Origin of the sequence: Vibrio sp. 2304 (assembly GCF_033339475.1) — a bacterium.
GTDB lineage: Bacteria > Pseudomonadota > Gammaproteobacteria > Enterobacterales > Vibrionaceae > Vibrio > Vibrio alginolyticus.
In genome coordinates this window covers 168,638-181,088 of the sequence record NZ_JAWOUQ010000011.1, presented here as the reverse complement: position 1 = coordinate 181,088, position 12,451 = coordinate 168,638, and the positions used below count along the sequence as shown (strand labels likewise).

The 12,451-nt window shown below is 44.0% G+C and carries 10 protein-coding genes and 1 other annotated feature; of the genes, 5 read left to right on the top strand and 5 right to left on the bottom strand.

The genetic code is table 11. The features are described from left to right. Positions 1-409: 409 nt before the first annotated feature. The 3 genes from clpB to rluD form a co-directional block, all read right to left on the bottom strand. The gene (clpB, locus tag R7P64_RS19320; protein WP_005381873.1) at positions 410-2,983 is read right to left on the bottom strand and encodes an ATP-dependent chaperone ClpB; all 2,574 of its coding nucleotides are present in this window, start codon (positions 2,981-2,983) and stop codon (positions 410-412) included. 144 nt (positions 2,984-3,127) lie between these two features. Beyond that, positions 3,128-3,856 carry a peptidoglycan editing factor PgeF gene (gene pgeF / locus R7P64_RS19315; protein ID WP_206958069.1) on the bottom strand — a complete coding sequence of 243 codons (729 nt, stop codon included), beginning with the start codon at positions 3,854-3,856 and terminating at the stop codon, positions 3,128-3,130. A 1-nt stretch (position 3,857) separates the two neighbouring features. Further along, a complete protein-coding gene (gene rluD, locus R7P64_RS19310; protein ID WP_206958067.1) occupies positions 3,858-4,835 on the bottom strand; it encodes a 23S rRNA pseudouridine(1911/1915/1917) synthase RluD in 978 nt (325 codons plus the stop codon). Between the two features lie 136 nt (positions 4,836-4,971). Here rluD and bamD point away from each other — a divergent pair, with 136 nt between their 5' ends. The 5 genes from bamD (at position 4,972) to yjjX (ending at position 9,961) form a co-directional block, all read left to right on the top strand. Continuing rightward, on the top strand, positions 4,972-5,700 hold the full coding sequence (bamD, locus tag R7P64_RS19305; protein WP_005381876.1) for an outer membrane protein assembly factor BamD: 729 nt from the start codon (positions 4,972-4,974) through the stop codon (positions 5,698-5,700). A 148-nt stretch (positions 5,701-5,848) separates the two neighbouring features. Beyond that, complete coding sequence (locus tag R7P64_RS19300) at positions 5,849-7,330, top strand: lytic transglycosylase F (protein WP_318118463.1); 1,482 nt, start codon at positions 5,849-5,851, stop codon at positions 7,328-7,330. Between the two features lie 325 nt (positions 7,331-7,655). Continuing rightward, positions 7,656-7,982, top strand: coding sequence for a ribosome hibernation-promoting factor, HPF/YfiA family (hpf, locus tag R7P64_RS19295; protein WP_005381889.1), 327 nt, complete (start codon positions 7,656-7,658; stop codon positions 7,980-7,982). Between the two features lie 108 nt (positions 7,983-8,090). Next, positions 8,091-8,212, top strand: a sequence feature (Phe leader region). A gap of 12 nt (positions 8,213-8,224) precedes the next feature. Next, positions 8,225-9,403 (top strand): prephenate dehydratase, encoded by a 1,179-nt coding sequence (gene pheA / locus R7P64_RS19290; protein WP_017636154.1) that lies wholly within the window; start codon positions 8,225-8,227, stop codon positions 9,401-9,403. Positions 9,404-9,427: 24 nt separating this feature from the next. Further along, positions 9,428-9,961, top strand: coding sequence for an inosine/xanthosine triphosphatase (yjjX, locus tag R7P64_RS19285; protein WP_005381891.1), 534 nt, complete (start codon positions 9,428-9,430; stop codon positions 9,959-9,961). Between the two features lie 110 nt (positions 9,962-10,071). Here yjjX and trpR read toward each other — a convergent pair whose 3' ends face one another. Next, positions 10,072-10,380: a trp operon repressor gene (gene trpR / locus R7P64_RS19280; protein ID WP_005381892.1), complete on the bottom strand. Its 309-nt coding sequence runs from the start codon at positions 10,378-10,380 to the stop codon at positions 10,072-10,074. 13 nt (positions 10,381-10,393) lie between these two features. Next, positions 10,394-12,340, bottom strand: coding sequence for a murein transglycosylase (sltY, locus tag R7P64_RS19275; protein WP_411912775.1), 1,947 nt, complete (start codon positions 12,338-12,340; stop codon positions 10,394-10,396). Positions 12,341-12,451: the final 111 nt, after the last annotated feature.

Here is a 12,451-nt window from a genome sequence, read left to right as displayed (position 1 = left end):
TGAAACCTAAATTGTTTCCGAAGAAACTATTTGGATTATCATCAACGAGTGCCCACACAGATTGATAGGTCTATATTTTTAAAGAGCACACTTCGAAGTTCTCTTCAAAGTGGACGGCTATTTTAGCTAGATAACTTATCGTGTCAAACACTTTTTTAAGTTATTTATCTGCGAGTTAATTTTAACTCACTAACCGTAGTTGTTTAGGTTCCGCTTCACTTGCTTTCCCGTGACAACGGAGGCGCATTATAGGGAGTTCATTAAAGAACACAAGTGCATTTTTTAAAAAAACTCACCTTTTTAGTTTATTCGTATAGAAAACAGACAAAAGACTCTAAAAAACTATAGAAAAGGGGCCAAACGGCCCCTTTAGTGTGATTTTTATCTCAATTTTACTGTATCCATACAATTATTGATGAGCACAAATTTGGTCATTAGTAACAATTAGCTGCACTGTCTTGTCTGGAACGATTTCACCAGACAGAATTGATTTGGCTAACGGGTTCTCGACATTCTGCTGAATTGCACGTTTTAAAGGACGCGCACCATACACAGGATCGAAACCAACTTGAGCGATCAAATCGAGCGCTTTGTCGGAAACTTCTAGTTGATAGCCTTTCTCCTCTAGTCGTTTCGCCAAACGTTCCAATTGAATAGAAGCAATGGACTTAATGTGTTCTTGACCAAGTGGATGGAACACCACGATTTCGTCAACACGGTTCAAGAACTCTGGGCGGAAGTGTTTGCTAACCACATCCATCACTTCACTCTTGATACCTTGATAGTCTAATGTTGCGAAATTCTCTTGGATACGAGATGAACCCAAGTTAGATGTCATGATCACAACCGTATTACGGAAGTCAACAGTACGACCTTGACCATCCGTTAAACGCCCATCATCGAGAACTTGCAGCAGAATGTTAAATACATCCGGATGCGCTTTCTCTACTTCGTCTAACAAAATTACCGAATACGGCTTGCGACGAACCGCTTCAGTTAAGTAACCACCCTCTTCATACCCGACATAGCCTGGAGGTGCACCAACCAACCTTGCCACTGAGTGTTTCTCCATGAACTCAGACATATCGATACGGACCATCGCATCTTCACTGTCGAACATAAAGCTCGCAAGTGTCTTACAAAGCTCTGTTTTACCCACACCAGTTGGACCTAAGAATAAGAAGGAGCCAATTGGTCGGTTTGGATCAGAAAGCCCAGCTCGACTACGACGAATGGCATTCGATACAACAGAGACCGCTTCGCTTTGCCCTACCACACGATTATGCAGCACGTCTTCCATACGAAGTAGTTTCTCTTTTTCCGCTTCTAGCATCTTGGATACCGGAATGCCGGTTTGCTTAGAAAGTACTTCTGCAATCTCGTTGTCGGTTACTTTATTACGCAATAGCGTCATTTCCTGCATTTCAGCTTGGGTTGCAAGATCTAACTGCTTCTCAAGTTCAGGAATACGACCATATTGAAGCTCCGACATACGGTTTAGATCGCCAGCACGGCGAGCAAACTCCATGTCCATACGAGCTTGTTCAAGCTCAGACTTAATATGTTGAGTGCCAGAAAGAGCTGCTTTTTCTGTATTCCAAACCTCTTCTAGCTCAGCATACTCTCGCTCTTTTTCATTGAGTTCTTCATTAAGCGCTTTCAAACGCTTTTCACTCGCTTCATCGTGCTCGTTACTTAGTGCTTGTTGCTCAATTTTGAGTTGGATAATTTTACGCTCAAGCTTATCCAAGGACTCTGGCTTAGAGTCAATTTGTAAACGAATGCTTGAAGCCGCTTCGTCGATTAAGTCGATCGCTTTATCCGGCAACTGACGGTCGGAGACATAGCGATGTGACAAGCTCGCCGCAGCAACAATCGCTGGGTCAGTAATTTCGACGTGATGATGAAGCTCATAACGCTCCTTCAAGCCACGTAAAATCGCCACGGTATCCTCAACGGTCGGCTCATCCACCAGCACTTTTTGGAAACGACGTTCTAATGCTGCATCTTTTTCGATGTACTGACGATATTCATCCAATGTTGTTGCGCCAACACAGTGCAGCTCACCACGAGCTAATGCCGGTTTTAGCATGTTGCCCGCATCCATTGAGCCTTCACCTTTACCAGCACCGACCATAGTGTGTAGTTCATCAATGAAGAGGATGACGTTGCCTTCTTCTTTAGCAAGTTCATTCAATACTGATTTTAAACGCTCTTCAAATTCACCACGGTATTTCGCGCCAGCAACCAGTGCGCCCATGTCTAATGACAGCACACGGCGACCACGCAAACCTTCAGGTACTTCATTGTTAACTATGCGCTGCGCTAAGCCTTCAACAATTGCTGTCTTACCTACGCCTGGTTCACCGATAATCACAGGGTTGTTTTTAGTACGACGCTGCAATACCTGGATAGTACGACGGATTTCATCATCACGACCGATAACAGGATCTAATTTACCTTGCTCTGCACGCTCGGTAAGGTCTATGGTGAACTTTTCCAATGCTTGGCGAAGCTCTTCCGCATTCGGGTCATTGACCTTTTGACCACCTCTGATCTTTTCGATTGCCTGGCTGACTTTTTGCTCTGTTAAGCCGATCTCTTTGAGTAATTGCCCCAGTGGTCCGCGATCTTCTAAAGCGGCAAGCAGGAAGACTTCAGACGAGATATAGGAGTCTTGACGCTTTTGCGCCACTTTGTCACACAGGTTAAACAATGTGCCCATCGAGCTAGAGAGCTGAACATCCCCACCGATGCCACTGACTTTTGGTAATCGATCTAACATTTCACTCAATTTAGAGCGTAAATGCGTTACGTCCACATCCAGCATAGTAAGCAATGGACGAATTGGACTGCCATTTTGATCAAGCAAAGCCACCATGAGGTGAACTGGCTCGATATATTGATGATCGCGCCCTAACGCTAGTGATTGAGCATCAGAGATAGCGATTTGAAACTTACTTGTGAATCGATCAAGACGCATATCTACCTTCCTAACCTCAACTAAAGGAAATTCTTTTGACAGTTAGAAAGATGGATACTCAGGAGGGGAATTTCAAGGGAGTGAATGAATAAAGATAGCTTTGCAAAAATAGTAGTATGCATCTTAGCACTTTGGTGCTTATAGCTAGTCTTCGATCCAAATAAAGGTTGCTTGTCGACCAGTCTTACCATCACGGCGATAAGAGTAAAAAGAGGCTTTATCTTGGTAAGTACAAAGTCCAGAATCAAACACTTGTGTCACACCAGCCCGGTTTAGACGTTGCGTTGCCAGCACCGACATGTCAGCAAACCATTTACCGTCGATATCGCGTGGAGCAAATGCTTGATTCGCCTGTGAATCAAAATCAACAAAAGCTTGCAGAACATCTTCACCCACTTCGAAGGCTTGAGGGCCAATGGCGGGGCCAAGCCACGCTATCACTTCACCAGAAAACAACGCTAACGCATTTTCGACAATGCCATTTGCTAAGCCGCGCCAACCTGCGTGAACTGCGGCTACTTGCGTACCTTGTGTATTAGTCAATAATAAAGGTAAACAATCGGCGGTCATCGCTGAACAAACAACATGGCTTGAAGAAGTAAATACACCATCCGCATCAAGCACCTGTGTTGTTGGTTCATTTGCTTGAGCCACAACGGTTGAATGCGTTTGGTTTAACCAGATTGGCGCATTTGGCATGCTTGCCTGTTGCGCCAACCAAGCTCGGTTCTTCTCTACTAAAGACAAATCATCCCCAACGTGAGTACCTAAATTTAGCCCTTGGTAAGGGCCTGTCGAAAATCCGCCTATGCGTGTTGAGGCGAAAGCTTTGACATTTTTAGGCGCTGGCCAATTCGGAATGATCGTCTTCATATTAGAATTCTTCCGGTAAGCCGTGCTCTTCTGTATCTTGACGAAGCGCTTCAGTCATCACCACCATGTCATCAGGCACTGGAGCATGAAACTCAAGAACTTCGCTCGTAATTGGGTGCTCAAAGCGCAGCATTACTGCGTGCAATGCTTGGCGATCGAAACCCCGGATCATTGCCGTTAGCTCTTCAGACGCACCTGTCGGGATGCGAGCACGTCCACCATATGCAATATCACCGAGCAACGGATGCTGAAGGTAAGACATGTGCACACGAATCTGGTGCGTACGACCCGTTTCTAGACGCAAGCGAATACGCGTGTGTTCGCGGAAGCGTTCAGCAACACGGTAGTGCGTTACGGCTGGTTTGCCCATTGGTGCCACCGCCATAAGCGTGCGCTTAGTAGAGTGACGACCAATAGGTTGATCCACTTTACCGCCCGCAGTCATACGACCAATAGCGATCGCTTCGTACTCACGAGTAATATTACGTTTTTGCAGTGCGCGAACCAGACGAGTTTGTGCAGGAACGGTTTTCGCCACCACCATCAAACCCGTGGTGTCTTTATCCAAACGGTGCACGATACCTGCACGAGGTACTTCTGCAATATCAGGGTAATGATGCAACAACGCATTAAGTACAGTGCCATCAGGCGTACCAGCGCCCGGATGAACCACAAAGTCACGAGGTTTGTTGATAACGATAATATCTTCATCTTCATAGACGATATCTAGCGGGATATCTTGCGCTTCCCAGCGTTCTTCATCTTCTAACTCGGCTTGCAATGTAATTTCCTCGCCACCCATTACTTTGGTACGAGGTTTAGTGACAACTTCACCATCAACTTGAACTTTCCCATCAAGCAGCCACTCTTTTAGGCGCGAGCGAGAGAAGTCCGCGAATAATTCGGCGATAGCTTGGTCTAAACGTTGACCTAACTGGCTATCTTTTACGGTATTTGTTAATACAATCTGCTGAGCCATATCGAACTTTTTTAAAAACTGTGAGACTAATGCTCACGACTGTGAAAAAATAGACTATTACGTCATTGTATCTGTTACTGGAAAGAAAGTAACGGCAGCTTAAGAAATATTTAGATTCAAGGAACAGACTCCTGATATGAAACGTCAGACTTTAACAGGCCTTTTAGCGGTATCCCTTCTGTTTGGATGTGCAAGCAAAGAAGAAATCGTTCCTGATGTGCCGCCTTCGGAACTGTATGCAGACGCACAGATTTCTCTTCAAAGTGGTAATTGGCTTTCTGCAATTGAGAAACTGGAAGCATTAGACTCACGTTACCCATTCGGTGCCTACTCAGAACAGGTGCAGCTTGACCTAATCTATGCGTACTACAAAAACGACGACCTTGCTTTGGGCTTGGCAACCATTTCTCGCTTTATGCGTTTAAACCCAACCCATGAAAAGATGGATTGGGTGCTGTACATGCGAGGTCTAAGCCACATGGCGCAAGATCGTAACTTTATGCATGATTTATTCAGCGTAGATCGAAGCGATCGCGATCCTGAACCGGTAAAAAAAGCGTTTGATGACTTCAAAAAACTGCTTCAACGCTACCCGAATAGCCCATATGCAGAAGATTCACAAAAACGTATGGTCGCGCTGAAAAACCGTCTAGCGAACTATGATTTAGCGACTGCTGACTTCTACCTTCGCCGTGAAGCTTGGGTCGCTGCTATTAATCGTAGCCAAGAGCTACAAAAAGCGTATCCAGACACAGAAGCTGCACGTAAGTCACTGACTATCCAGTTAGAGGCCTACAAGCAACTTGGTTTGGAAGACGCCGTAGCAAGAACTGAAAAGCTTATCGAGCTCAACCCTGTGAAGTAATTGAACTTGCTTTAAACTGAACCGCCACCGTTTTTACCGTGGCGGTTTTTTATTACTCTCAATAGTGTATTCAGCCCTTTCTTGATGATCTTCCTAGCTCCACATATGCTTAAAGTTCTCCTCCCCCCTTTATAAAAAGGATGTGAACGTGACGATATCTAAGCTTTGCGCAGTTATGCTGCTCCTATTGTCTGCTTCCGTTTGCGCACTGCAAATCTCGCCGCTCAAACAGCCTCCTTATACTGGGGACCTCGATGTCATCAAGGAGAAGAATGTACTGCGCGTCTTAGTTTCTGCTGATTTAGGCTTTTACTACATTGAGGGCGGCACACCAAAAGGCATAGGCGCGGAATTGCTGGCGCATTTCGAAAAAGACCTTCGTAAACTCAAACCAAAGCTTAACGTACAAATTATTCCTGTTGCCCGCGACCAGCTACTGCCAGCCTTAGAAAACGGTTCAGGTGACTTAGTTGTCGCCAACCTGACTATTACCGACACGCGCAAACAGAAAGTGGAGTTCAGTTCACCCATCCTCACTGGTATTCAAGAGTGGGTAGTGACAAACAAAAGCACACCAACGATGACGAAAATCGAACAATTGAGCGGCAAAGAGATTTGGGTGCGCGCCAGTTCTAGCTACTTTGAAAGCATTCAGACACTAAATAAGAAACTAAACAAAAAAGGCTTACCGCCTGTTATCGTGCACTTTATTGAAGAAACACTTCAAGATTATGAGCTGGTCGGAATGCTCAACAATGGTTACGTCAAAGCCATTGTTCTCGATAGCCATAAAGCCAAGCTTTGGATGAAAGTGATGGATGATATTCGGGTTCACAAAAAAATCCCTATCCGCAAAAATGGCAAAATTGCTTGGGCAATGCGAGAAAATAGTCCCAAATTAAAAGCCGTCGTGAATAAGTTCATCCAGAAGTCTCGCTCTGGGACACTACTCGGTAACGTTATTTACGGCAAATACATCGATAACACGGGATGGTTGAACAGAGCTCTTAACCCTAAGAAAATTGCTCAACTAGAAAAACTCGCGGCGCTATTTTCACGCTATGGTGAGAAATACGATATCGACTATTTACTGATCGCAGCAATCGCTTACAAGGAATCAGGATTTAATAACAACCTAGTTGGAAGTCGAGGTGCCGTTGGCATAATGCAAGTACTACCCAGCACCGCTCAAGATCCGAATATCAATATCAAAAATGTTCGACAATTAGAAAACAACATTCATGCTGGAGTGAAATACTTAGCTTTTTTGCGTAAGCAGTACTTCAGTGATCCTGATATCACTGCACAAAATAAACTCTACTTTACATTGGCGGCTTACAATGCGGGCCCCGGCAATGTAGAGCGTATTCGTAAGCGTGCAGCCCAACAAGGTTACGATCCTAATGTTTGGTTTAATAACGTGGAAATCGTTATGCGGAAAAGTTTAAGCTCAACGGTTGGGTACGTCACAAGCATTAATCGCTACTACATAATATACAAACAACTAGAAAGCTTGGACCAAGTCAAAAGTCTAGAAAGGGTTTCACTAGTCCCAAAAGACCCCATTTTCATGATACCGCTACGAAAAGTCAGCCAAATGCCAGACAGTAAAAAGCCGCTTGTACAGTAAGCGGCTTTTTAAATGGATTCATTGGAAAGACTCAGTGATCGTCATCACACGTTACGTGCAGTTAAATTTTAACCACCTCAAATATTAGGCCGTAAAACTTCCCTAAAAACGAGGCCGTTTTCAGCTGAGTACTCTATCCAATCTACGGATTTACTAACCGATAACAAGCAATTTCACGATAAATCTCAGAAGTTCTTGAGTGAGATCACATTCATTTTTCATCATAAAAAACCCGAGCAAAATAATGATCTGAATCACATTTTTTTATGCTTAAAGCGGTAATCTGAACTCAACCCATGAGGGATGCAACAGAGGAAAAACACTTATGACAATGAATATCACTGGCAAAAACATCGAAATCACCTCTGCAATCCGAGCTCATATTGAGAGCAAATTTAAAAAACTGGAGAAATGGCAAGTAGACCTAATTGGTTGCCAAGCAACTTTCAGTGAGGAACCAAACAAACAGAAGAAATTCGAAGCGGTTATCAAAGTTCCTAAAGGCCAGCTCATTGCCTCAGCAACTCACGAAGATCTTTACGCAGCTATCAACGAAGTGGAGCAAAAACTAGAACGACAATTGAACAAGCTGACCCACAAACCTGAAGCTCGACGTGCAAGTAAGCCTGAGCTAGTGGAAGAAGAAGAGTAAACTGAACAGATTGAGGAAATAGCGCCGAAAGGCGCTATTTTTTTGCTTGACGCTCTCCCCAGCCTTGCTTATTGTGTTTAAACACTCATAAATTAAGCACTATTTATGCATTTAACCTCACTGTTTATTTTTGACTTCTTTTTCCTCCCATAGTTGGAGGGGCGAACTCGTTTGTGAAAGAAAAGTCAAAAACAAACAGAAAGCCTCCCAAATCGGGAGGCTTTTTTATAAGGAAAGAATTGATGACTGACCAACCTATTTCCCTCGAAGAAATTCGTTTACGCTTGAATGAGTTGGATGACCAACTTCTCAGCTTATTGTCTGAGCGCCGTAAACTCAGCATTGAAGTAGCCAAAAGCAAAGTACAAACCTCAAAGCCTGTTCGCGACGCCGTCCGTGAACAGCAATTATTGGTCAAGCTGATTTCTAATGGCCAAGATAAATACGAACTTGACGCGCAGTACATCACCAAACTTTTCCATACCATCATTGAAGACTCAGTTCTGCTTCAACAAAGTTATCTGCAAAATCTCGTTAACCCACAGCAAAGCCGTAAGCCACTTGCTCGCGTCGCTTTTTTAGGAGCCAAAGGCTCTTATTCGCACTTGGCAAGTCGCGAATACTTCAGTCGTAAAAATACGGAGCTTATCGAGCTCAACTGCGAGCACTTTAAAGAAGTGACTCAAACGGTTGAATCTGGCCATGCTGATTATGGCGTTCTGCCAATCGAAAACACCAGCTCAGGCTCTATTAATGAAGTGTATGACTTACTACAACACACGACGCTTTACATCGTTGGAGAGCTAACTCAACCAATCGAACACTGCTTGGTTGCGAAAAAAGACATTCGTCTGGAAGATATTAAAACGCTGTATTCTCACCCTCAGCCACACCAACAGTGCAGTGAGTTTTTAAGCCGTATGAAAGGGGTAAAGCTGGAGTCCTGCGCGAGCACAGCAGATGCAATGCAGAAAGTCCAAGAGATGGATCGTGATGATGTGGCTGCAATTGGTAATGCATCAAGCGGTAAGCTATATGGCTTGCAAGCAATTCAAGGCAACATCGCAAACCAAACCGAAAATCATACTCGCTTTATCGTGGTTGCTCGTAAACCGGTTGAAGTTTCTACTCAGATTCCAGCAAAAACCACATTGATCATGTCGACCTCCCAAGAGGCAGGCTCATTGGTTGAAACACTATTAGTGCTGCAACGTTACGGCATCAATATGACCAAGCTAGAATCACGCCCAATTATGGGGAACCCGTGGGAGGAGATGTTCTACGTAGACTTGACATCACATCTTGCTTCGACAGAAATGCAACAGGCACTTGAAGAGCTAACAAAAATCACTAAGCACTTGAAAGTATTAGGCTGTTACCCGAGTGAGAACGTAAAGCCTACGCAAGTAAAATTGAGTTAATAGACACCAGTGAGTAAAAAGATCATGGCAACCCAAAAAGTCGTAATCGCATCGCTAAACCCAGCCAAAATTAATGCAGTTCAAAGTGCATTTCGTAATGCATTTCCGCATCAAGAGTTCAACTTCGTTGGCATCAGTGTACCGAGTGAGGTCGCAGATCAGCCCATGACGAATGAAGAAACTCATCGTGGTGCGCTAAACCGCGTTAAAAACGCAAAAGTAGAGATGCCAAACGCGGATTACTATGTCGGTCTCGAAGCGGGAATTGAAGCAAACGTGACGTTTGCTTGGATGGTGGTTGAATCAGAGACTCACCGCGGTGAATCTCGTTCTGCAAGCTTAATGTTGCCGCCAAAAGTCTTGGAAAAACTCAAGGATGCGAATGAATTGGGAGATGTAATGGACGAAGTGTTTGGTACTGATAATATCAAACAGAAAGGTGGCGCTATTAGCCTGCTAACCCAAAACCAGCTAACTCGAAGCTCGGTCTATCACCAAGCCTTGATTCTGGCTTTAATTCCATTCACAAACCCTGAGCATTTTCCTTCAAATTTATAACACTCAGCCTAGTCTCTAGATACGCAAAAGGGCGGATATTTCCGCCCTTTGCAATACGTTATCTTAGTCAATTGTAACACCAAGGCCTAAAAGCAAATTGGATATACTGTCTACTTAGATACCGCAACTTGTTCTAACAAGACTTTCAACTTGTCTTTTTCTTCATCAGATTTCGACTTTAGTTCGTTAGAGCCACGAGTAATGGTGGCAATGCCCACACCAAGCATCTGACTGATCTGACGTTGAGATAATTCTCCTTTAAGAAGTTCGTTAATTATATTAACGCGTGATATTAATGACTCTCTCTCATCACGTGACATCAGCATAGTTAACAGCATGTCATCTTGCTGGGTGCCCATACTTGTTCGAATTAGCTCAATAATCTGTTGCCAGTCTTTGTACTCGGGTTCGTGCGACATCAAGTTACCTCACTCAATACTTGGTATTGATCTCATGTTGATTCAAGAACGCGCCATCGATACCCAAAAGATCACGATAGTATGTTTCAAACATCAAGATGTTTTGTACATAACCGCGCGTCTCTTTAAATGGAATTGCCTCAATAAAGGCATAAGCATCCACTTTTCCTTGGGTACGCTCTCGCCACGTTTTTACTCTGTTAGGACCTGCATTATAAGCAGCAAGAGCAAAAATACGATTATTATCGTAATCCTCTAATAAACCTTGCAAATAATGGCTACCAATTTCGATATTTTTTCCTACATTGTAGAGATCCTGCGTACCTTGATAACTCAACTTATATTTACGTGCCGTGTACTTCGCCGTCGCAGGCATGATCTGCATAAGACCACGAGCGCCGACTGGAGAGCGGGCTTCAACATCTAACGCACTTTCCTGTCGAGCGAGAGACATCATCGTGATGGGATCAATGTTGTGCTTTTTCGCATAAAAGTTAAACCACCAGCGGTGTGCTATTGGGAACCTAAGTTCGATATTATCCCACATCTGCGCCTGAATACTCGCGGTCACCGTTAGGTTATGCCAACGTTTAAATGATGCATAAGCCGCCAACATCGCCTTTTCATCTTTCCCTACGCGGCGCAGTAAGTGTGCCCATTCACTCTTCGCTGCTGCGATTTTATCCGTCGCGATCAACTCTTCGATACGAGCTAGCGAGTCTTGATAGGGTTGAACAACTTTCTTATCCAACTTAACCGTATGCGTTGGGTATTTGATTGATTGTCCGATTGCATTGGCGGCAGCCACACTGTAGAAGTTTCGTTGCCCAAGCAGAGTTGCTAAACGCTGTTTCCCCGCGATGTCATCACCTAACGCTATTTCACTTCTTCCAAGCCAATATTGCCAGCGTAGCGTGGCTTGCTCTTCTTTATTTAGAACAGCAATCCACTCTTGTACGCCTTTCCAATCTGCATTTTGAATCGCTAAGCGGATGCGCGTTTCAATCAACGGTAAGTACTGACTGGTTTTCGTTTTATCATCGCGCCATTTAGCTAATGACTCAGACTCCGTACGAGTCAATCGAAATGCAATATAGTCGGCAAGTTCTTGCGCTTTTTCTGGAGAAAACTTCTGTCCTTTAATGACGACATCGTACGCACCTTGAGCTTGGCTAGAGTTCATACGAGCCAACTTTTCTAACGCATATTCACTTTGCGCTCGATTAAAATCATTCGCAGGTTTTTTCTTCGCGAATTCCGCAACACTTGCAGGATTATCAAACAACGCTTTCATTTCTTTGGCTTGTTGCTTTGCCTGCGCTGATTTAGGCAGTTTGAGTAAGTAACTCATCAAACCGCCATTACGAGCATCAAACGCCAGTAACATACGCTGTAGAATCAGTTCATCGGTACGCTCACCCGCCTTGTCCCATGCTGCAAATAATGGGTCACACTCATCAGCAATGCTGATGCCACGTAACCACATATGTTCAGCCCCTTTAAACGCCGCGACTTTCTTGCCTTGCTTTAACTGAGCTACGTAGAAAATACATTGGTAACGCTCACCACTAGGAATGACTTTTTGAAACTCAGTAATGGTTTTCCAATCTTTTTGCTTATAAAGATGATTGAGGTATGGAGCGCGAACTCGACGAGAAAATGGAAAAGACTCGTGCTCAGAAATAAACTCGTTCACCTGTTGTGGTGACTTTTCCGGTAACTGTCTAATAAAAGTGCGGTAATCCACATAAGGCGTTAGTGGATAGTCAGAAATTTTAGGACGAATCGAAAGGTATCCGTCGATGTCATTTTTATCTAATAAATCTTGAGCTTGCTCATATACTTCGCGCTGCTTTTCCAAACTCAGCGCGGCATTAGCACTCAAACTCATAGCACACAACGCGGCGGCGCAGCATACGTTTTTAGCCAATTCAGATACGTTGAATCTCATTTGTGTCATTTTCCCCAGACATATACTGCCCTAAAGCCTAGTTTTGTTAGAGTTCATGTGATGTTAAGGCAATTTTCACACATGCATCTATTTACACAGAATGCAGATGTCCATGTAAAG

Coding starts and splice junctions, on each gene's coding strand:
- clpB (WP_005381873.1), bottom strand. CDS start 2,983: ATGCGTCTTGATCGATTCACAAGTAAGTTTCAAATCGCTATCTCTGAT.
- pgeF (WP_206958069.1), bottom strand. CDS start 3,856: ATGAAGACGATCATTCCGAATTGGCCAGCGCCTAAAAATGTCAAAGCT.
- rluD (WP_206958067.1), bottom strand. CDS start 4,835: ATGGCTCAGCAGATTGTATTAACAAATACCGTAAAAGATAGCCAGTTA.
- bamD (WP_005381876.1), top strand. CDS start 4,972: ATGAAACGTCAGACTTTAACAGGCCTTTTAGCGGTATCCCTTCTGTTT.
- hpf (WP_005381889.1), top strand. CDS start 7,656: ATGACAATGAATATCACTGGCAAAAACATCGAAATCACCTCTGCAATC.
- pheA (WP_017636154.1), top strand. CDS start 8,225: ATGACTGACCAACCTATTTCCCTCGAAGAAATTCGTTTACGCTTGAAT.
- yjjX (WP_005381891.1), top strand. CDS start 9,428: ATGGCAACCCAAAAAGTCGTAATCGCATCGCTAAACCCAGCCAAAATT.
- trpR (WP_005381892.1), bottom strand. CDS start 10,380: ATGTCGCACGAACCCGAGTACAAAGACTGGCAACAGATTATTGAGCTA.
- sltY (WP_411912775.1), bottom strand. CDS start 12,340: ATGACACAAATGAGATTCAACGTATCTGAATTGGCTAAAAACGTATGC.